At 53.0% G+C, this 19,524-nt stretch carries 17 protein-coding genes and 1 tRNA gene; 7 read left to right on the top strand and 11 right to left on the bottom strand.

Annotated features, from left to right (window positions below; translation table 11 throughout):
* Positions 1-86 precede the first annotated feature (86 nt).
* Positions 87-2,249 carry an AMIN domain-containing protein gene (locus NBE99_RS08605; RefSeq protein ID WP_250681683.1) on the top strand — a complete coding sequence of 721 codons (2,163 nt, stop codon included), beginning with the start codon at positions 87-89 and terminating at the stop codon, positions 2,247-2,249.
* Between the two features lie 54 nt (positions 2,250-2,303).
* On the opposite strand, the gene NBE99_RS08600 is transcribed toward NBE99_RS08605, so the two are convergent.
* Genes NBE99_RS08600 through bchL form a run of 3 tightly spaced genes read right to left on the bottom strand, consistent with a single transcriptional unit; the run spans position 2,304 to position 4,990 of the window.
* Positions 2,304-3,686 carry a ferredoxin:protochlorophyllide reductase (ATP-dependent) subunit N gene (locus NBE99_RS08600; RefSeq protein WP_250681682.1) on the bottom strand — a complete coding sequence of 461 codons (1,383 nt, stop codon included), beginning with the start codon at positions 3,684-3,686 and terminating at the stop codon, positions 2,304-2,306.
* Between the two features lie 33 nt (positions 3,687-3,719).
* Positions 3,720-4,100 carry a DUF5331 domain-containing protein gene (locus NBE99_RS08595; RefSeq protein ID WP_250681681.1) on the bottom strand — a complete coding sequence of 127 codons (381 nt, stop codon included), beginning with the start codon at positions 4,098-4,100 and terminating at the stop codon, positions 3,720-3,722.
* Positions 4,101-4,144: 44 nt separating this feature from the next.
* On the bottom strand, positions 4,145-4,990 hold the full coding sequence (gene bchL, locus NBE99_RS08590) for a ferredoxin:protochlorophyllide reductase (ATP-dependent) iron-sulfur ATP-binding protein (RefSeq protein ID WP_250681680.1): 846 nt from the start codon (positions 4,988-4,990) through the stop codon (positions 4,145-4,147).
* 648 nt (positions 4,991-5,638) lie between these two features.
* On the opposite strand from bchL, the gene NBE99_RS08585 reads away from it, so the two are divergent.
* Positions 5,639-6,271, top strand: coding sequence for a CPP1-like family protein (locus NBE99_RS08585; RefSeq protein WP_250681679.1), 633 nt, complete (start codon positions 5,639-5,641; stop codon positions 6,269-6,271).
* Here NBE99_RS08585 and dnaN read toward each other — a convergent pair.
* The 4 genes from dnaN to NBE99_RS13455 form a co-directional block, all read right to left on the bottom strand.
* The gene (gene dnaN, locus NBE99_RS08580) at positions 6,268-7,377 is read right to left on the bottom strand and encodes a DNA polymerase III subunit beta (RefSeq protein WP_250681678.1); all 1,110 of its coding nucleotides are present in this window, start codon (positions 7,375-7,377) and stop codon (positions 6,268-6,270) included. The two genes, NBE99_RS08585 and dnaN, sit on opposite strands and share 4 nt — an antisense overlap.
* A 106-nt stretch (positions 7,378-7,483) precedes the next feature.
* Positions 7,484-9,049 (bottom strand): murein biosynthesis integral membrane protein MurJ, encoded by a 1,566-nt coding sequence (gene murJ, locus NBE99_RS08575; protein WP_250681677.1) that lies wholly within the window; start codon positions 9,047-9,049, stop codon positions 7,484-7,486.
* A 66-nt stretch (positions 9,050-9,115) separates the two neighbouring features.
* On the bottom strand, positions 9,116-10,387 hold the full coding sequence (locus tag NBE99_RS08570) for a HAMP domain-containing sensor histidine kinase (protein WP_315897330.1): 1,272 nt from the start codon (positions 10,385-10,387) through the stop codon (positions 9,116-9,118).
* Positions 10,388-10,389: 2 nt separating this feature from the next.
* Positions 10,390-12,486, bottom strand: a complete 2,097-nt coding sequence (locus tag NBE99_RS13455) for a CHAT domain-containing tetratricopeptide repeat protein (RefSeq protein WP_250681676.1) — start codon at positions 12,484-12,486, stop codon at positions 10,390-10,392.
* 152 nt (positions 12,487-12,638) lie between these two features.
* On the opposite strand from NBE99_RS13455, the gene NBE99_RS08560 reads away from it, so the two are divergent.
* Positions 12,639-13,601 (top strand): transposase, encoded by a 963-nt coding sequence (locus tag NBE99_RS08560; RefSeq protein WP_399371026.1) that lies wholly within the window; start codon positions 12,639-12,641, stop codon positions 13,599-13,601.
* A 4-nt stretch (positions 13,602-13,605) separates the two neighbouring features.
* Here the strand turns inward: NBE99_RS08560 and NBE99_RS08555 are convergent, their stop codons facing one another.
* Together NBE99_RS08555 and cgtA are read right to left on the bottom strand one after the other, a co-directional pair.
* Entirely contained in the window at positions 13,606-14,031 is a 426-nt protein-coding gene (locus NBE99_RS08555) for a tetratricopeptide repeat protein (RefSeq protein ID WP_250681674.1), read from the bottom strand.
* Between the two features lie 30 nt (positions 14,032-14,061).
* Positions 14,062-15,072 carry an Obg family GTPase CgtA gene (gene cgtA, locus NBE99_RS08550; protein ID WP_250683712.1) on the bottom strand — a complete coding sequence of 337 codons (1,011 nt, stop codon included), beginning with the start codon at positions 15,070-15,072 and terminating at the stop codon, positions 14,062-14,064.
* Positions 15,073-15,216: 144 nt separating this feature from the next.
* Here cgtA and NBE99_RS08545 point away from each other — a divergent pair, with 144 nt between their 5' ends.
* The 4 genes from NBE99_RS08545 to NBE99_RS08530 are packed head-to-tail and all read left to right on the top strand — an operon-like array spanning position 15,217 to position 18,126.
* Complete coding sequence (locus tag NBE99_RS08545) at positions 15,217-16,584, top strand: LCP family protein (RefSeq protein WP_250681673.1); 1,368 nt, start codon at positions 15,217-15,219, stop codon at positions 16,582-16,584.
* Positions 16,581-17,477, top strand: a complete 897-nt coding sequence (locus NBE99_RS08540) for an ROK family protein (protein WP_250681672.1) — start codon at positions 16,581-16,583, stop codon at positions 17,475-17,477. The genes NBE99_RS08545 and NBE99_RS08540 overlap by 4 nt, the downstream gene beginning before the upstream one ends.
* Positions 17,478-17,521: 44 nt before the next feature.
* Positions 17,522-17,719, top strand: a complete 198-nt coding sequence (locus tag NBE99_RS08535; protein ID WP_250681671.1) for a Uma2 family endonuclease — start codon at positions 17,522-17,524, stop codon at positions 17,717-17,719.
* An 8-nt stretch (positions 17,720-17,727) separates the two neighbouring features.
* The gene (locus NBE99_RS08530) at positions 17,728-18,126 is read left to right on the top strand and encodes a Uma2 family endonuclease (protein ID WP_250681670.1); all 399 of its coding nucleotides are present in this window, start codon (positions 17,728-17,730) and stop codon (positions 18,124-18,126) included.
* On the opposite strand, the gene NBE99_RS08525 is transcribed toward NBE99_RS08530, so the two are convergent.
* The gene (locus tag NBE99_RS08525; protein ID WP_250681669.1) at positions 18,123-19,286 is read right to left on the bottom strand and encodes a pyridoxal phosphate-dependent aminotransferase; all 1,164 of its coding nucleotides are present in this window, start codon (positions 19,284-19,286) and stop codon (positions 18,123-18,125) included. The genes NBE99_RS08530 and NBE99_RS08525 overlap by 4 nt on opposite strands.
* A gap of 96 nt (positions 19,287-19,382) precedes the next feature.
* Positions 19,383-19,455, bottom strand: a tRNA-Glu gene (locus NBE99_RS08520).
* Positions 19,456-19,524 lie beyond the last annotated feature (69 nt).

Raw genomic sequence — 19,524 nt, 5'->3', positions numbered from 1 at the left:
AGCAAAGAAGCAGCGTAGAGTGTCTTGGGAGTAAGTCGTAATTCTCTTTTCATACCTTTGGTGGCATTTGTGAGGAGTCAAGCATCGTGAGTCAGCTTTTACATCGTCTCGGCTTAGGGGTCGCCACAACCGCCCTTGTTGCTGCCAGTCAAACCCCCACCTGGGCCACAGCAACGGAAATTACGGGAGTGCGTCTGGTAACGGCCCCCAACGGTATCCAGCTCCTCTTCAACGTTCAGGGGAATCTGCGGCCAGCGGTTTTCACGGTCAATCGCGGCAATGCCTCCATTGCTGACATTACCAATAGCCAACTGCGTCTACCCCAAGGAGGTGCCTTCCGCCAAGATAACCCCATTCCCGGTATTTCCTCCGTAGAGGTGGTGCAACTCGATGCTACAACCATCCGCGTCACCGTCAATGGCATCAGTGCCGCCCCCATTAGCGAAGTGATCCGTGAAGGACGGGACAGCCTGCAAATTAACTTCATTACCGCTCAAGGCGCCGCTGGCTCCCAAGTGCCCCCCAATGGCCAACCGATGGCCATGCCTCCCGGACCGAGTGCTGTTCCGCCATTTTTACCCCGGCCGGTGCCACCGCCTGTCGGCGACATGCTCATTAGTCCCGTCAATGCCGATCCGGATGTCATCCAATTGGGCACCAATCAGCGGATTCCGCGTTTACTCTTGCGGGAAGCCCCTGTACGGGAAGTGCTTTCTTTGCTGGCTCGCGCAGCCAATATGAACGTTGTCTTTCCGGAAGGCAATGAGGCAGGGGGCGGGGCGACCATCTCCCTCGATATTGAAAATGAGTCTGTTGAAGATGTTTTCAACTATGTGTTGCGGGTAACCAACCTTAAAGCCAATCGTCAAGGTCGCACCATCTTTGTCGGCCAAACCCTACCTCCCGATGCCCAAAATCGTATTGTTCGCACCATTCGCCTCAATCAAATGCGGGTATTTGGTGCCTCAGCAACCACACAGGAAATTGCCTCCCTTGCCCAAACCGGTGGCACCATCGGCTCTGGCGGCACTGCTCAGGGCGCACAGGCCTCAACGACGGCTCAAACCGCTCTCAACCGTGAAACTCGAGTTCGCGAGGGTGACTTACAATTGGGCGCCGTGCAACTGTTGGAAATGTATGGTGCCAACTTGCCAGATACTGGTCGCCAAGACGCGCCAACGGGCTGTGAACAGCTGCAAGTCCCAGCAGCAGCGGGCGGTGTGGTGGGCCAAATTTGTCGCAGCTCCCTGCTAAAAGGCCTAGAAGTTGTCGGCGATCCCCGCACCAACACCATTACATTGATTGGCACCCCCCGCAAAGTGGAAATTGCTACGCAATTGATTCAGCAATTTGACATCCGTAAGCGGCAGGTGATGGTGAATGTCAAGTTTATTGATGTGAACCTGTTGCGAGGGCGGAGAGCAAATGCAGACTTAATTACTAACTTTGGCAGCAGCCTTTGGGGAGCTATCTTCAACGCTGATGGACTCACTGTTATCCGTGGCACCACACCTAACGTGGGTGGTTTGACCCCTGGGCCTTTGCCACCAATTCCCAGCACACCAGTGGGTAATTTTCTCAGTGACTTTTTTGCTCAAATTCAATTTGCCATTGAAACGGGGAATGCCACAATCCTCACGAACCCAACCCTTGTAATTCAAGAGGGGAGTGCTGCTCAAGTTAATTTGACCCAAGAAATTTTCTCTGGTATTGAGTCAACTACGGATAGTCAAGGAACAGGATCGGGAGCAGCTCTTCAGTCTCAGACAGTTCGGCCGATCATTCGACCCGCGGGTGTGATTTTTAATGTCACCGTCGATCAAATTGACGACAATGGCTTCATTACGCTGCAACTCTCGCCCGAAGTGAGTGCTCCGAGCGGTACCTATTCGGTGGTCTTTCCGGGCGTAGCTAACCCGTCCACGGGGACGCTTCTCTCCCAGCGGCGGATGGAGTCGGGGCGGATTCGCTTGCGTGATGGCCAAACCTTGATGCTAGCGGGCATTATTCAAGATCAGGATCGCTCACTAGTCACGAAGATTCCGATTCTTGGTGATATTCCCCTGTTGGGGCGGCTGTTCCGCCGGGAGAGCAACCAGCGTCAACGCAATGAACTGGTGGTGATGGTGACACCAAAGATTGTTGATGACACTCAGAATGCGGGGTTTGGCTATCAGTACACGCCAACACCGGGGAGTATGCCGCCAGCCATCCAAAATCAGATTCTCCAGCCTCCACGACAGCGCTAACTCTGCTGAGCATGGCTCGCCCCCTCCGAGGATGTTCAGAGGGGGTTCATTTTTTTAGCTGGTAACCAGTTTTTGCCAGCCTAAGCCTGCAAGGGCTTGATTACGCCGCAGAGGACGGGTGACGAGTTCCAAGATGTCGCGGGCATTGCCAAAGCCATGAATTTGGGCAAAGGTGAATTCCACGGACCACTTGGTGCTGATGCCACGGGCTTCGAGGGGATTCGCATGGGCCATGCCCGTAATCACCAGATCGGGTTGGAGCGCCTTAATGCGCTGGAGCTGGTTGTAGTTATCGGGTTTTTCAACAATGGTGGGTAGGGGATGTCCCATCTCGGCACAGGTTTGGCTCAGGAGAGCAAGTTCGGCCGCTTGGTAGCGTTTGTCCATGTAGGGAATGCCAATTTCCAGTACCCGCATGCCACAGCGAATCAGGAACCGTGCCAAGGAGATCTCTAGGAGATTGTCGCCCATGAAGAACACGGATTTGCCGCGCACGAGTTCAAGGTAATCGCTGAGTTTTTCCCAGGTCTCGGCTTCCCGCTCGGCTAGGCCTTGGGGTTGAATCCCAAACGCGGCACAAATGTGCTCAATCCAAGCGCGGGTGCCATCTGGACCAATGGGAAATGGGGCAGGGATCAGTTTGCATTTGCGGCGACGGATCAGGGTCGTAGCCGTCCGACTGAGAAAGGGATTTACCCCAGCTACGTAGTAGCCCTCGTCAATGATTGGTAGCTCGGTATAGCGTTTGGCAGGCAGCCAGCCGGAGACTTTGATGCCTTGTTTTTTAAGTTCGAGGGTGAGCTGAGTGACCACGGGATCGGGTAATGAGCCAAACAGGACAAGGGGCGGGTGATTGTGGTCGTGGCTGGCTTCGGCTTGGACTTCTTCTTTTTTCTTGCCAAAGTTCAGTAGGCGCTGGATGGGGTTGCGTTCTTCGACATCGTTGACGGCAGTGGGCGTGGGGCAGCGAGCCGCCATGGCAGCGAGCACCGTATCTTCCCCTTGGGTAAAGGCATAGTCGAGACCATTGGCACGCGCTACGACAATGGGGATGCCAATTTCTGCTTCGAGCTTGGGAGCCAAGCCTTCCAAGTCCATTTTGATAATTTCCGTGGTGCAGGTGCCAATCCAAACAATCACGCTGGGGTTGCGATCGCGCTTAATTTGGAGGCAGAGGCGCTTTAGCTCTTCATAATCATTGAGTTGCGCCGAAATATCTCCCTCTTCTAGCTCCGCCATGGCATAACGGGGTTCAGCAAAAATCATCACCCCCATCGCATTCTGCAAAAAGTAGCCACAGGTCTTGGTACCAATGACCAAAAAGAAACTATCTTCAATCTTTTGGTAGAGCCACGCCACACAGCTGATGGGGCAAAACGTATGGTAATTGCCTGTTTCGCACTCAAAGTTGAGGGCATTGGGAGCAGTCGCAGTCATAGGGAGATCCTCTAAATCTAGAAACGATTGGAACTAGGTTTGATGACTTTGAGCGGCCTCCTCACTGTGTTCTTCAGCCCGATTACTGACAAAGGGCTTGGGGGGCAGTAAGCGAGGTTCTGGGGGCAGTTGCGCAGAGTTATCCCGATTGGCCAGTTCTTCGTCGGGGTTGAAGTTCAAGCCCAAGGCAGAAATAATGCGATCGGGATCATTGCTGAGTTCGACAATGACGGGTAGAGCATCCAGTAGGCGCGGTTCCAAAGCCGTGAGCACCCCCAAAATAAAACTCGAGGAGGGGCGCCGTTGACCGCGATAGGTACTCCAAATGGCCAAGCGCACAATCCAATGGCGGTTTTCTTGGTAGTAGGCCAGCCACTTACTGCGTGCAGTTTGCCGTAATTGCTCAGGGTTCATACTCACTCCAGCGAAGGGGTTCCGTGGAGTATTCTAGGGGAGTTTTAGACCGCTGCAAGGAGCCGTTCTGGGGTTTGCGGATTCAAGTAAAAGTCCGATAAGAGGGCAAAGAGGTCGCGATCGGGGGCATCCTTGGGCACTACCCCCTCAGGTCGTGCCAAAATTTGATCGGCAATGTTCAAGTAGTAGTCACAGACATAGTTGAGACTGGGATCGCTTTCGGCCATCTCAAAGAGGGTTTTGCCCTTGACCCGCGAGACGCGAATATCCTCAATCAGCGGCAGCACTTCCAGAACCGGCATCGGCACTGCTTCTACGTACTTGTCAATGAGATCGCGCTTGCTGGTGCGATTGCCAATGAGACCCGCGAGGCGCAGGGGGTGCGTGCGAGCCTTTTCACGAACGGAGGCGGCAATGCGATTGGCGGCAAAAAGCGCATCAAAGCCATTATCCGTGACAATCAAGCAATAATCGGCATAGTTGAGGGGGGCAGCAAAGCCACCACAGACCACATCCCCCAGCACGTCAAAGAGGATGACATCGTATTCATCGAAAGCATTGAGTTCTTTGAGGAGCTTGACGGTTTCACCGACCACATAACCGCCACAGCCTGCCCCGGCCGGGGGGCCACCCGCTTCAACGCAATCCACACCGCCATAGCCTTTGTAGATGACATCCTCTGGCCAAACATCTTCGTAGTGGTAGTCCTTGGATTGGAGGGTATCAATGATGGTGGGGATGAGAAAGCCTGTGAGGGTAAATGTGCTGTCGTGTTTGGGGTCACAGCCAATTTGCAGGACTTTCTTGCCCCGTCGTGCTAGTGCCACCGAGATGTTGCAACTGGTGGTGGATTTACCAATTCCGCCTTTACCGTACACTGCGAGTTTCACGTTGACCTTGCCTCCTAAGTAGTGGAGCGACACGATGACCTAACTGCTATTCTCGGCCAGCGATCGCTAGAAGTCGCAGCGGTCAGAAAAATAATTTTTTTGTAATAAAATTTCAGCTTATTTGAGGATGAGCAAAAACTTTTTCAAGTTTGGGAAGTCTCTCAGGAAACTAGTTGTTTTTTGAGAAGTTAGTTTTGATTTTTTTGCTATTAGTTTTATATTTAAATTAAACAAAAATACAAAAATTCTCCTTCGCCAAGTTATCCCCTCACCGATTGAACCCAAAACTAAAGTTTGTCTGCCCAGCGATCGCGCCAAAAGAAATCTGAAAAAAGAAATGCTTTTCCGAGGGGGCGATCGCCCGCCTTGTTGTAAAGAATAATTAAAACTCTTGAAAGTAAATGATTTGTTACAATTCAGGCGGTTGAGTCCCTTTCAAGGCGACTTTCTCTCGTTTTCCTTGGGAAGTGGTTAGAATTTGAGGGAAGGCTATCGTCCAACAGCCTTTTTCCCTCAGACGACTCCCCCTGAGCTGGCTTGGCTCCTCTCAGGTGCGACGTTCAATTGCCTCTACGCTGCTGAACGGTTGTGGAAAAGGTTGTCTGGTAGCCTTCAGTCCGCTGTTGATACTGCCCGCAAGAATGGCCAATGAACAAAGATCAATTTGCCATGAGTGACAACCCCTATGAAAAGCTGCAAGTGCCCGAAGACGCTTCTTTCGAGCAAATCAAGGAAGCACGGGATGCACTATTAGCGGCTCATGCGGGGGATGAACGGCAGCGTACCGAAATTGAGGCAGCCTACGATGCAATCTTGATGGATCGGCTGCGGCAACGCCAAGAGGGCAAAATCAAAGTTCCCGAGCGCATTCGCTATGCGGAGCAATTGAACGAGCCAGCATCAGCCAAATCAAATCCCATTGCCAACCATCCTGTCCTTCAGTGGTGGCAACAACAGTTGGACACCCCCAGTTTGCGGGGCATCGCTATTACATCAACCGTCTATGCCGTCCTGATGGCGATCGGACTGTCTCAAGCCAATCCCGACACCTTAGCATTGGTACTATCCCTAGGGGTTGGCTTTAACTTGGTATGGCTCCAACGCAAGGAACAACGCCTTGGCCGTGCCTTTTTGATTACCCTGGTGGCCCTGATGCTTGGTGCCGTGGTTGCCGTGGCCATTTACCAGCTAGGTCTGCCCGGCCTGTTCCTGACTGTGGATCAACTGGTGGCTATTGGTGTTTTTGTCACTTTTTGGCTCACCAGCAACTTCCTGCGCTAACTGCGAATTTGAATCGGCATCACCAAGTATTTCATCTGGGCTTCCCCAAGGGGGAGGAGGATCGCGGGCTGGGTTTCACCGTTGAGTTGCAGTTGCACATCTGAACTATTCATCACCTTCAGTCCTTCGAGGAGATATTTGACATTAAAGGCCACCTCCATAGACTCCCCAGAAATCTGAGCCAGCACATTCTCTTCACCGCTGCCCAATTGCGGAGCCTCAGCCGAGAGTTTAAGTTCTTGGGCCTCCGCATCAATGTTGATTTTGACGACGTTGTTCTTTTGAGCCGCAAGAATCGCCACCCGTTCTAGGGCATCGGCAAGGGTCGATCGCTCCACCGTCACTTGACGCGCAAAGGTTTTGGGAATCAACTGGCGGTAGTTGGGATACTGTCCCTCCAGCAGACGGCTGGTAATGCGAGCGTCATTGCCAATGTCAAAGACCACTTGGGTGGGATCACAGCGCAGCGCCACGTCCCCCTCTTGTTTCGCCATCAGCCGCTCCAGATCCTTGAGGGATTTTGCCGGAATCGTAATTGGCGAGAGGGCTTCGGGCACAGGCTGTTCAGTGACGGTGACGGCGAGGCGGTGGCCATCCGTGGCGGCAAACTCAAGGCGATCAACCTCAAAGGTCACGTGCAACCCTGTGAGAATTTGCTTAGTTTCATCGGTGCTCGCCGCAAACAAACTGCCCTGAAGTCCCCGCCGTAATGCCTCTGCGGTCAAGGTCACCGGTATCACGTCCTCTAACGTGGGCAGTGCTGGAAATTCCTCCGCACTCATTCCCTGAATTTCAAAGAAACCGCTGCCATAGTCGAGGATCACCCGCGTATCTTCCGCCGTGATTTCGATCTCACGATTGGGCATCCGCGACACCATCTCACTAAAGAGCTTGGCGGAGACAGTAATCGCCCCTGGTACCTTCACCTCTGCATCAAGCCAGATTTGCATCCCCAGACTGAGATCAAACACGGAGAGTCCGAGGCGGCCATTTTCAGCTTGCAGGAGAATATTCGCTAGAATTGGGTGAGAGGGATTGCTGGGGGCAACGCGACTCAGGGGAGCGAGCTTACTACTGAGAACTGATTGTGAACAAACAACTTTCATAGTGGACTCCACGGCAGAGAACGGTACGAGAGGACGTCATCCAAGGTTGGCGATCGCAACAACGGCGCATGAATTGGCCGATCTTCTAGCATACTATGGCAGCTAGCTACTGGTATCGCTTGGGCAAAAACCGCCGTACTTTGCTCAGGAAAAACTCTAGCTCCGGTAGATTTAGGGGCGAGATAGCCGCTGCAAAAACAATCAAGCTGACACTGCCGGCGATCGCCAACTGCAACAGTTGCACCCCCAAGCCTTCCCGCCCCCAGAGCAATTCCAGTCCTTTAAGGGCACCCCAACCTGCCCCACCACTCAGCACACTCGCCACCGCAATGCCAGCCAAGGGCACAACCAGTTCGCCCCAAGGCAGCCCCCCCAAACGACGGTGCAAAATCCAAGTCAGGGCAATAAACGATACGCTATTCACCCCAACAGTGGCCATCGCTAGCCCAACCGCGCCAAAGGCTTGGGTAAAGAAAAAGCAAAACAGGGCATTAAATCCCAATCCCCAGAGGGTGATGTAAAGCGGTGTGCGGCCATCCTCCAGGGCATAAAAGACCCGCACAATCACATCGCGGGCAAGGTAGAAAAACATACCAATGGCATAAACGACCAACAGGGCGGCCACCAGTTGTGAGGCTGCAAAGTCAAAGGCACGCCGCTCATAGACGACTCGCACTGCCGGTAGAGCCAAAGCCGCCATCATGCCACCGAGGGGCATCATACTCAAGGCAGTGAGTACTAAACTCTGGCGAATGCGTTCCTTGAGATCCGGCCAGTGTTCTGGCTGTGCCAACTTTGAAAAAATGGGCATGTAGGGGACAAGAATCACATTGGAGAGAATCCCCAAGGGCGTGAGAAATAGGAGTTGGGAATAACTTAGCGCCGAAGCAGCGCCCACGGGTAACTGGGAGGCAAAAAAGAGACTGATATAGACACTGATCAGCAGCATGCCTGAGGAGAGAGTGGCAGGCCCCATCAGTTGAATTAACTCCCGCACTTCAGGGCGCTTGAGATCAAAACGCAACCGCAAGGTGCCCATGCCCGCTTGCCACTGGGCAGGAATTTGTACAAGCCATTGCAGCACCCCTCCCGCTAGGGTTCCCCAAGCGAGCACCGCTGGGCCAAATTGATCGGCAAAGAACCAAATCCCAATGATCACCGCCAAGCTGGACAACAGGGGACTAATGGAAGGCAACCAATACTGATCAGCGGCGTTGAGCGTGCCAAAGCCAATGCCAATCAAACCCGAGAGCACGGCCAAGGGCGCCATAATCCGAAACTGTTCTGCGGCTAAGGCTTGAATCTCTGGGCTGGCGCCGGGGGCAATCAGTTGAATTAAGGGATCAGCCAGCACCATCAAAATTGCGGTTAGCACCAGCAATAGGGCACCCACAACGGTGGTGATGGTTTCCACAAGGGGAGCCACTTTTTCTGGGGGCTGCTTGAGAACAACACTGATAATCGAACTGTGGAAAGGGCCATTGATGCCCCCCAAGAGCACAAAGAGAAACCCCGGAATCACGTAGGCATAGCTGTAGGCATCCACTGCGGCACCGACGCCAAATTCAGCGGCGATCGCCTGCTGGCGAACGAGTCCTACAAGTTTACTCAACAGCGTAGCAATGGCAACAATGGTAGCAATGTGGGCAAGCGAACGCGATTTCTTTTCCACAGTGGGGGCAATCCTAATAAAACTGGCTGATTTGGGGATAACTCTGGCGATGATCGTACCAGCGATCTAGATCTCTTTTATTTCCGCTGGCAGCAGTATCGTAAAGCAGGTGCCTTGACCGACTTCGCTCGTCACTTGAATCTGACCTCGATGGGCTTCGACAATGGATTGGGCGATCGCCAGCCCCAAGCCCGTTCCCTCGGACTTTGTACCCTGAAGGCGATAAAAGCGATCAAACAGGCGGGGCAGGTCACTGGCAGGAATCCCCGGTCCGTTATCGGCAATCACCATGCGGTAAAACTTGCCCTGCTGATCCAACATCACTTGAATCTGGCCACCGGCAGGGGTATATTGCACCGCATTACTGAGGATATTGGTTAACAAGCGGCTGAGGTGATCGGGATTACCCCAAAGGCGATAGGCCTCTGCTGCTGAGGTCTGGGGATCCGCCAGCTCCAACACCAGTTGCAGTTGTTTTTGCTGGATTAGAGGCGTCTGCTCCTCAATCACCCCTAGGAGGATGGCATCAAGGTGGCAGGGCTGGGCTTGCAGGGGAATCATGCCGCTATCTTGGCGTGCCAGAAACAGTAAATCGTCCACCAAGCGGCTAAGGCGGCGACTGAGGCGCTCAATCACCAAGAGTTGCTGACGTTGGGTTTCTGGATCGGCAGTGGCCAAGGCTACTTGCACATTGGTTTGAATCAAGGCCACGGGGTTGCGCAGTTCATGGGAAGCATCGGCAGTAAATTGCTTCAGGTAGGCATAGGACTGCTGTAAGGGGGCGATCGCCAGCCGTGAAAGGAACCAACCACTAATACTCACCAGTGTCAGCGTAATTGTGATACCGACCAACAGATCCCAAAGCAGGGCTTGACTCGGTTGGGTCACCTCAAACCAAGGATGGCTAACCCGCAAATAGCCCAGTAGGCGATCGCCCACCACTAAGGCCACCGTCATCTGCCGTAGCCAGCGATCCTCGCCCACCTGTACCGTTTCTGCCGTCCGACTGGGATGCAAGGGCAGATCAAGGGGTTCTGAAAACGTGCTCCAAGCCAACTGCTGATCTGGGGTAAACCCCTCAAGGTCAATGTGATCCTCCTCCAGCGCCGCAAGGGGACTACTGCCCAAACTAGTTTGCCAATCAATGGCTTCCGCCGTGCCCGTGTCAATAATCAGGGAACGACTCACCACCTCTACAACATGGCTGAGGGTGTCATCAATGCGCTCAATCAGCGTTCCCCGCACATAGAAAAAGAACCCTGTGGCAAAGATGAGGAGCAGGAGTGCTGTCACCCCCACATACCACAGTGCAAGGCGGTATTGAATGGCGCGAACCATCGTCATCGGGGCAATGGGATCGGAGACCAGTTGCCACTGGACACAAATGCCGCCCAATAGTAGGGCAATTCCTGTTTAAGCCGCTGAAGCTGGACTTGGCGCAGTGCCTCTGTCCGCCCCATGCCACGGCGCAGGTTTTGGTAAAAGGCGATCATGATTTCGCGCGTGGCCTGATCATCCACTTTCCAGAGCGTACTCACTTGCGATCGCGCCCCTGCCAACGTAAAAGCTCGTCGCAGACCATAGACCCCTTCGCCGTTGACCACCTCCCCTCGTCCTGTATCACAGGCTGAGAGCACCACCAACTCCGTCCCCGTCAGGTTCATGCCGGTCACCTCTAAGGCCGTCAGCACCCCATCATCCATGTCTGAACCGCTCTGGCGTTGGTTAAATCCCGCCAAGGCCAAACCCGACCGTAACAGCGGATTCTCAGGGAACCCTTGCTCCCCGAAATTAGGGAGAAAAAAGCCATGGGTAGCCAAGTGGAGAATCAGAGGAGAATTGGCCGCCTTGACCGCCGTTTCCGTGGCTGCGGCTTGGGTCAGCACTTGGGCTTTGGGGAGCAGTTGCTTGAGCGCTTGAGCCTCTTGAGTCGTCCCCGGTAGGGGCGCAAAGGCCAAACCCCGCAAATCAAGAGAACGCACGGTAGATGGAGCGCTAGAGGAATTTCCAAGGGAATGCTCGAAACTAGGGTCAGCAATAATCAAGGGGGCATGGGCAGCCGCTGGCCGGGATTGGAAGCGGAGGAGTTCGCGTCCGGAGGTAAGCAATGTAATCAGATAGGATTCGACCAAGTAGCGCCCTTGGGCATCCACGAGGGTTTGAAAGGGAATGGTATTTAGCTCGCCATCGGGAGCAATCAGCAAGTGCGTTGCATCACCGAGCCATGGAAGAAGGGGAGTGATCACCTGCGCGGCAAGGGCTTGAGCTGCCCGTTGAATTTCAGCCTTCGGTAAGCGCGGATCAGCCAAGCGTAAACGAGTTTGACGCACTTGAGCCTCAATTTCAGCGGCGGAGCCGAGATCTTTTCCTAGGGGCTGACCACTGGCGCGCAATACATACACTCCGTAGCGAGGCTCACTAAACTGCTGAGTCCTCAAATCGTAGGGACGATAACGAATAAATTCAATCAAAGCTGCATTGCTAGGAAGTGCCTTTTGGACAGCGGTGAGGGTCACCGGCTGAGCCAGTTCCCGAAAGACAGCACTGCGCAGACTCAGTTCCGCTTCCAGTTGATTGGCCTGCGATTGCAACTGCTGCACTTGGGATAAAGCTGCTGGTTCTGCTGAGGCAAAGACTCGCTTTGCAATGGTTGTGCGTAGTCGAGTGAGTTGTTCAAACTTGGCTTGGTCGGGAGCAGCCAGTTGCCGCTGTAGTCGTGCTTGGTTTTGGCTAAAAAAATCGAGTAACCGCCCCTTGCGGCGCAAGATGGTTGTTAAGGCAAGGGCAGTGGCATCCGGATGCTGGGGAAGACTCTGAAGATGCAAGGTGAGAATGGCATCGGTACTGTTTTGGAATGTGGCCAGATAGTTGCGCTTGTAATCCTCTGAGCCAACGATCAGATTTTCACTCAGGTTCTTTTCTTCAATCTCTTGGACAGTTTTCAGTAAAGCAAGAGTTTGAGCAAGATTCCCCTGTTGCCAATAGACAGCAGCAAGGTTACTAAGAGCAACAGCAGTATTGGGATGGTTTTGCCCGAGGCGAGATTGCGCGATCGCTAAGGTTCGTTGATAGAGAGGCAGTGCCGCTGAGTAATTGCGCTGATCAAAATAGAAGGTGGCTAGATTATTCAAACTAGCGGCAATATCGGGGTGGTCGGCGGGTAGGATTTGTTCGCGAATTTGCAGGGCACGTTGATACAGCGATAGAGCAGCGGCATCATTTTTTTGTTCTCGATAGGCGCTTGCCAAGTTATTGAGTGTCGTTGCCACATAGGGATTCTTTTCCCCCCAGGCGCGCTCAAAGATGGTCAAGGCTCGCTGGTAGAAGGGCAAGGCAGCGGTGTAGTTTTTTTGCTGGGTGTAGAGTAGGCCTATGTTATTCAGAATAACGGCTACTTCTGGATGATCTGAACCTAGGGTCTTTTCGGCAATGGCCAAAGCCCGCTGAAACAGGGGTAATGCTGCCTCGTAATTCCCTTGGGCACGGTATAGGTTAGCTCAGAAGTGTTGAAAGATAGTTTAAGAGGCTAGAAAAAAGGGAAGAAATGTCGTATTCTTCCCTCAAAAGAAGAAAAATTAATCAGCTTACTATGGCATCTTTTTCAGTTCTTGTCAAGTCTATTCTCAAGCAGCTCAGCCCTTGCGACTACCCCGTCCTCAACTCTCAATTGTTCTTCAAAATCTGGTTGACCTACATTCTCGACCAAGGATTAACCAGCATGAGAGCCTTATTTTATCGCTTGAATCATTCGGGGATTACAGTGGATATGTCCACGTTTTCCAAGGCGAACAAAACTCGAACAACCACCTTATTTGAGAGGATTTACACTCATCTCATGTCTCAAGCTCGCAAGAGACATCGTTGTTCAAGTCTGATGCTGTTTCCTATTGATTCAACCGTCATTACCCTGACGAGTAAGCTCTTTTGGTTCTACAAATACCATCAAGTGAAGTTAATTACAGGATTTGATTTAACAGAGAACATCCTGGGTAAGGCAGTAGTCTCTTTTGGGGAGAGACATGACCTAAGCTTTCAAGACGAGATTTTAGAAATGATCCCTGAGAATGCCGTTGCCATCATGGATAGAGGGTTTGCGAGTTGGAGATTTTTAGAGCGGCTGAGTGAGAGGAAGTGTTTATTTGTTGTGCGTATCAAGAATAACATGAGAATGAAGCTCAATCATGAGAGATACCGAGTGGTTCAATTTTTTGATGAGCATGGAACAGAGTTTCGTATTGCGACGAATCTAATGCATCTAAGTGATGAGGAAGTGAGTGAGCTGTATCGGCATCGGTGGGGGATTGAGAACTTATGGAAGTTTCTAAAGATGCATTTATCATTAGACAAGCTGATTACGAAGAGTTTGAATGGGGTGATAAATCAGATTTATATGGTTTTGATTGGGTACTTAATTTTAGAGCTAATGGAGATACCTGAATACTTTGGCAGGAAGCTATTAGACAAATTGCGATATTTGCAACTGGAACTGAGTCGCCGCTGCTCGATAGTGCATTGGAGCTTTGATTGGCAGCCAGAGCTACTTGTCACTTAGGATGTTAAGTTTTGTTGCAGAATTCAACACTTCTGAGGTTAGCTAAGTTATTGAGAACGGAAGACAGCTCTGGTTGATCTGGCCCAAGACTGCGCTCATAAATGGTCAATGCTCGCTGATAAAGAGGTAATGCAGCAGCATAATTGCCCTGCTCAACTTGAAGTTTTGCAAGTTCGTTAAGACTTGCTGCCAACAGGGGATGGCTGCTTCCAAGCTTTTTTTCCACTAGCTGGACAAAGCGCTCTGCCAGAGGAATGGCAGCCTGAACATTGCCCTGCTGCCGCAGTTGTTCAATTTGGTTCGCCAGCTCTTGCAGCGGTGTCTGTGGTGCAGACGTTTGGGCTAAGTTGCTCAGACAAAGGCCAAGAATAAGGCTGCTTCCAAGGGCGATCGCACCTAAGATACGGCCTCCTTTAGCCTTGGTGCTCATTTTCCCTAAGGTATTTGTCGCTAACATGCTTCAACAGTACTGATGAGACACCCCGACTCCCAGTTGCTGCCAGATAGCCTCTAAAAGCGGTTCTAGCCCTTCACGGGCTACAGCGGAGATCGCAAAAACCCGTTGACCCACATAGGCAGTGAGTCTCTGTTGGACAGTCGCAATTTGCGACGCCTCTAGGGCATCTATTTTATTCAGGGCAATGATTTGCGGGCGATCGCCCAACCCGTGACCATAGGCCACTAACTCATCTTGAACCGTTTGATAGGCAGTCACCACATCCTCGGCTGTGGCATCAATCAAGTGCAGCAGCAGGCGGGTGCGCTCAATATGGCGCAGAAATTCATGACCCAATCCCAAGCCAGCGTGGGCACCGGCAATCAGACCGGGAATATCGGCAAACACCGTTCCATCGCCATTGGGTTGACGCACTACCCCTAAATTGGGCACCAAGGTTGTAAAGGGATAATCGGCAATTTTCGGTCGCGCTGCTGACAGCACAGAAATCAGCGTGGATTTACCCGCATTGGGCAAGCCAATAATGCCCACCTCTGCCAGTAGCTTCAGTTCCAGCCGCAGATGCCGCTCTTCCCCCTCTAAACCCGGCAGCGCATAATCCGGTGCCCGCTGATGATTACTGAGGAAGTGCTTATTCCCCAAACCGCCTTTGCCCCCCTTGGCCACCAGCAGTGTTTGACCGGGGGTAGTGAGGTCTCCCAGCAATTCGTCGGTTTCGGCATCCCAGACCATGGTGCCACAGGGCATTTCAATAATTAAATCCGCACCAGAAGCACCCGTACGATTATTGGGGCCGCCCCGCTGGCCATTTTCTGCCTTGAAGACATGGGCATAGCGAAAGTCCAGCAGTGTTTGCAAGTGAGATACAGCTTTGAGAATGACCGACCCACCATTGCCCCCATTCCCCCCTGAGGGGCCTCCCGCAGGCACATATTTTTCACGGCGAAAGGCAATAATGCCGTCGCCTCCTTTGCCGGCCTTGACATGAATTTCTGCGAGGTCAATAAATTGCATTTTGGCAGCAATGCGTTGCGTATTTGTTGGATATTTGTGTATTGTATCTTGCCCACTCGTGTGTGTTGGCAACGCTCAAAAACCCTCAAACAAAGCGAGAGGTTTATGGTAGGTTGAAGGGAATTTTAGTGGGGCGAGGCAGTAGTGTTTATTCGATGGCAGCGCCGACGATGGCCCGCTCCTCCTGAAGAGGGGGTCTTATTTTGGCGACTGGTGTTGTGGATAGGGGTTGCCCTGCTCTCCGGCAGCTTGGGGGCACTCTGGGGGCTACTGAGTCAGAGTACGCCTCTAATGCAGCGATCGCTCACGAGTCGGGAGTGGCAGGTGTTTCAACGGGGCGATCGCTGGACGGGGACAAGGCTCCATCAACCCATGAATTTATTGCTCATTGGCTCCAAGGTTTTAACCGCCGACTTAGATGAACCACCCGACTCCAACCTTACCTACCATGCCTTGGTTAACTCCGTTGAGGGACTGTCGGACTCGCTTCTGCTGGTACGTTTTGATCCTGTGCAGCAACGTTTAGTGCTGCTGTCAATTCCCCGCGATACACTGACCTTTATTTCCGGCCGGGGGGATGCCAAAATCAACGAAGCCAATGCCCTCGGCGGCCCGGTATTAGCGGCGGAAACCGTGAGTGATCTGTTGGGGGATGTGCCCATCGATCGCTATTTGCGCATTAACGTTCAAGGCATTGAGAAACTCATTGATGCCCTTGGGGGGGTGACGGTGGATGTACCCACAGCCATGCGCTATCGGGATGACAGTCAGCGCCTCTACATTGATTTGCAGCCGGGACGACAACACCTGAATGGCAACCAGGCCCTGCAATTTCTGCGCTTTCGCTACGATGCCCTTGGCGATATTGGCCGTGTGCAGCGACAACAGATGTTTTTGCGAGCCTTGATGGAGCAAACGGCTCGTCCGGAAACCCTTGCCCGTACCCCCCAAATTCTCAGTATTATTCGCGAACACTTGGATACGAATCTAACGGTTGAAGAACTGATGAGCTTGGGCCAATTCCTTACCAGCTTGCCGCGATCGCGAGTAGAGTTTCTAATGTTGCCCGGAACCTTTAACGGCACAATTGATGAGGTGGAAGTCAGCTATTGGTTGCCCGATTACCGGCGGATTGCTTGGCTGACGGATCAGTATTTCCGTGATACCCCCACTGCCGATCCACGGGAAACGGGTTTGAGCACCCCTGCCCAAGTGCGGATTGCCATTCAAAATACTACCCTGCCAGAGTCATTGGTCGTGCACCTGAGTCAGCAACTGGAAAACGCGGGCTACCCCTCTCCGTGGGTTGCTGAGCCATTGCCTCAGCGCATTGCTATTACGCGCATCATTGCTCAGCAGGGGGACTTGGCGGCCGCGCGTCGGGTGCAGTTATTGCTGGGATTTGGGGAAGTGCGGGTGGAGAGTACGGGTGTGCTAGCATCGGATGTAACGATTCAACTGGGCGACGATGCCCGCGATCGCCTGCAATTGAGACCTGCTAAATCCCTGTGAGCGAACCCTACGTCATTGGTGTTGATCTGGGTGGCACTGCCATCAAAATGGGGCGCTTTAGTCCCAAGGGGGATTGCCTCAATACTCTAACGTTGCCGACCCCTCAGCCACCCTTTCCAGAACGGGTGATTAAAGCCATTGTGCAGGGGATTAAAGAATTGGATGGTGAGGATCGGGCGTTGGCGATCGGCATGGGGATACCGGGGCCGGTGGATGCTACTGGTCGCATTGCCCGCCGGGCGATTAACCTTGACTGGTACGAAGTGCCCATTAGCGACAGCCTCGAACACTTGACGGGCAAACCCACCGTGATTGGCAACGATGCCAACTGTGCCGGCCTTGGGGAGGCATGGCTAGGGGCGGGGAGTCAGTTCAAGGATTTAATTTTGCTGACGTTGGGGACGGGGGTTGGGGGTGCAATTATCCTCAATGGCGATCTCTTTGTCGGTCGGGATGGCGCCGCCGGCGAATTGGGGCTGATTACCCTCGACTACAAGGGATCTCCCTGCAATAGTGGCAATCGCGGTTCCCTTGAGCAACACGTTTCCGCCCAAGCCCTGCGGCGACGCTGGGGCTGTGAACCCCATGAGATGGCAATACGTGCCAGCAATGGCGACCCTGAGGCGATCGCCCTTTGGCAAGACTATGGCCGTGAATTAGCCGCCGGCATTGCTAGCCTTGTGTATGTCCTCACCCCCGAAGCAGTGATCATTGGTGGGGGGATTAGTGCCGCTAGTGACCTCTTTTTTCCCTCGATGATTGCTGAATTGGAAGAGCGGGTACTACCCACGTCCCGCAATAACCTCCACTGCTTGCGAGCAACCCTTGGGAATTATGCCGGCATCGTCGGTGCAGCCAAACTAGGGTGGAAATACGTGAAAGACCATCTCTAAGTCGCCTTCGCTAGGATCAAGTTATTCTGCTTGAACCAACGGTTATGACTTCTACGACACCCGTGGACAGCTCGCCGCTGCTGCTCAATGTCCACAATGCAACGGTGCGAGTAACCCCAGAACAGTTTGATCAACTTTGCCGCGATCATCCTAATCTGCGCCTAGAATTGACCAAGGCTGGAGAATTGGTTGTAATGCTGCCAACGGGGGGGGGCAAACGAGTGCCCCAAATTTCGAGCTGATTGTGGAAGTGGGGCTTTGGAACCGGCAAACACAACTGGGGCGTGCCTTTGATTTCTCAACGGGCTATGACTTTACGGCCTTGGGGGGCGGTAAGCTCTCCCCGGATGTCTCTTGGATTGCTAACCCTCGCCTAGAGGGCGTTGATCTGACGGGCGTTATCCCAATCGTGCCGGATTTCGTTGCTGAGTTGCGATCGCCCTCGGATTCTATTGACCGCTTACGCGCCAAAATGCAGGAGTATCGGCGACTGGGGGTGCGCTTGGGGCTGCTGATCAATTCCCAAGACCGCCAAGTGGAACTCTACCGTCCCCAAGCGGAAGTGGTGGTTTTGGACTCCCCTGAAGTGGTTGATTGCAGTGAGGTGATGCCGGGGTTTCTCTTGCCGATGGCGCGGTTGTGGATTTAGAGGCGCTCGACAAATTTTGCCAGTCGCGTCAGACCTTTTTCAATGGTGGCCAAATCTGTGGCGTAGGAGAGGCGAATGTGATCATCCATGCCAAAGGCTTTACCGGGAATCGTGGCCACTCTTTCCTCCTCCAGCAGGCGATCGCAAAATTCCACGGAACCTAAACCCGTTTCGCTAATATCGACAAACAAATAAAATGCCCCCCTCGGCTTGAGACAGCGCAGCCGCGGAATCTCACAAATCCGTTCATACATGTAGGCGCGGCGCTCGTGGAATGCAGCCACCATCTCGGCCACACAGTCTTGACTTCCCTCTAGGGCCGCAAGGGCGCCATACTGGACAAAGGTACACACATTTGAAGTGCTGTGGCTCTGAATTTTCGTTGTCGCCTTAATCAAGTCCTCTGACCCAGCAATATAGCCCACGCGCCAGCCCGTCATCGCATAGGCCTTGGCAAAACCACTACAGACAATGGTTCGCTCAAAGACCGCCTCATTGACAGCACCAATGCTCAAGTGTTGAGCGCCATCGTAGAGAATTTTTTCGTAAATTTCATCGGAGACCACCCACAGTTGATGCCGCACAATGACGGCTGCCAGTTCGCGGATTTCCGCGGGGGTATAGACCATGCCCGTCGGGTTGCTGGGGGAGTTGAGGACAAACAGCCGAGTTTTGGGGGTAATGGCATCCTCCAATTGGGCTGGGGTAATCCGATACCCTGTTTCCGCTGTGGTTGCAACAATTACTGGTGTGCCACTGGCCAAGTGCACCATTTCTGGATAGCTCACCCAGTAGGGCGCAGGGATAATCACCTCATCGCCGGGATTGATCAGGGCTAGCATCAGGTTAAAAAGTGCCTGTTTGCCCCCGTTGGTGACGAGGATATTTTCGGCACGATAGGGTAGGTGGTTGTCGTTATTCAGCTTGGTGGCGATCGCCTGACGTAAGGCTGGCTCACCCGCAGCGGGGCCATAGCGGGTTTTACCTTGATCAAGGGCAGCTTTGGCGGCCTCACGAATATGGGCAGGGGTGTCAAAGTCGGGTTCGCCCGCACTAAAGCTACAGATATCTTCTCCCGCCGCGCGCATTGCCTTTGCCTTGGCATCGATCGCCAGCGTTACCGACGGTGTGACCCGCATCACCCGCGTTGCCCAATCCATCCTTTGTCTCCTGCACTACTTTCCGTATTGTGGCACTTCGGCAGGGGATCAGCGAATCAAACCTTCATCGCTTGGTTTGAAGTTGTCAGTTTGGGATACCCCCAGGGGAATTCGAATCCCCGTCGCCTCCGTGAAAGGGAGGTGTCCTAGGCCTCTAGACGATGGGGGCAAGACTCAGCATTAGTTAATGTAGCGAATGCACTGAGCGTTTGTCAACACCTCGGGAAATTTTTGCATG

This window comes from Thermosynechococcus sp. HN-54 (assembly GCF_023650955.1).
Lineage (GTDB): Bacteria > Cyanobacteriota > Cyanobacteriia > Thermosynechococcales > Thermosynechococcaceae > Thermosynechococcus.
This window is presented reverse-complemented; position numbering and strand designations above follow the sequence as displayed.

Excerpts from the sequence above, each read along its gene's own strand:
- NBE99_RS08600 (WP_250681682.1), bottom strand. The coding sequence starts at position 3,686 with ATGACTGCGACTGCTCCCAATGCCCTCAACTTTGAGTGCGAAACAGGC.
- NBE99_RS08595 (WP_250681681.1), bottom strand. The coding sequence starts at position 4,100 with ATGAACCCTGAGCAATTACGGCAAACTGCACGCAGTAAGTGGCTGGCC.
- NBE99_RS08585 (WP_250681679.1), top strand. The coding sequence starts at position 5,639 with ATGAACAAAGATCAATTTGCCATGAGTGACAACCCCTATGAAAAGCTG.
- dnaN (WP_250681678.1), bottom strand. The coding sequence starts at position 7,377 with ATGAAAGTTGTTTGTTCACAATCAGTTCTCAGTAGTAAGCTCGCTCCC.
- NBE99_RS08570 (WP_315897330.1), bottom strand. The coding sequence starts at position 10,387 with ATGGTTCGCGCCATTCAATACCGCCTTGCACTGTGGTATGTGGGGGTG.
- NBE99_RS08560 (WP_399371026.1), top strand. The coding sequence starts at position 12,639 with ATGGCATCTTTTTCAGTTCTTGTCAAGTCTATTCTCAAGCAGCTCAGC.
- NBE99_RS08555 (WP_250681674.1), bottom strand. The coding sequence starts at position 14,031 with ATGAGCACCAAGGCTAAAGGAGGCCGTATCTTAGGTGCGATCGCCCTT.
- cgtA (WP_250683712.1), bottom strand. The coding sequence starts at position 15,072 with ATGCAATTTATTGACCTCGCAGAAATTCATGTCAAGGCCGGCAAAGGA.
- NBE99_RS08535 (WP_250681671.1), top strand. The coding sequence starts at position 17,522 with ATGACTTCTACGACACCCGTGGACAGCTCGCCGCTGCTGCTCAATGTC.
- NBE99_RS08525 (WP_250681669.1), bottom strand. The coding sequence starts at position 19,286 with ATGGATTGGGCAACGCGGGTGATGCGGGTCACACCGTCGGTAACGCTG.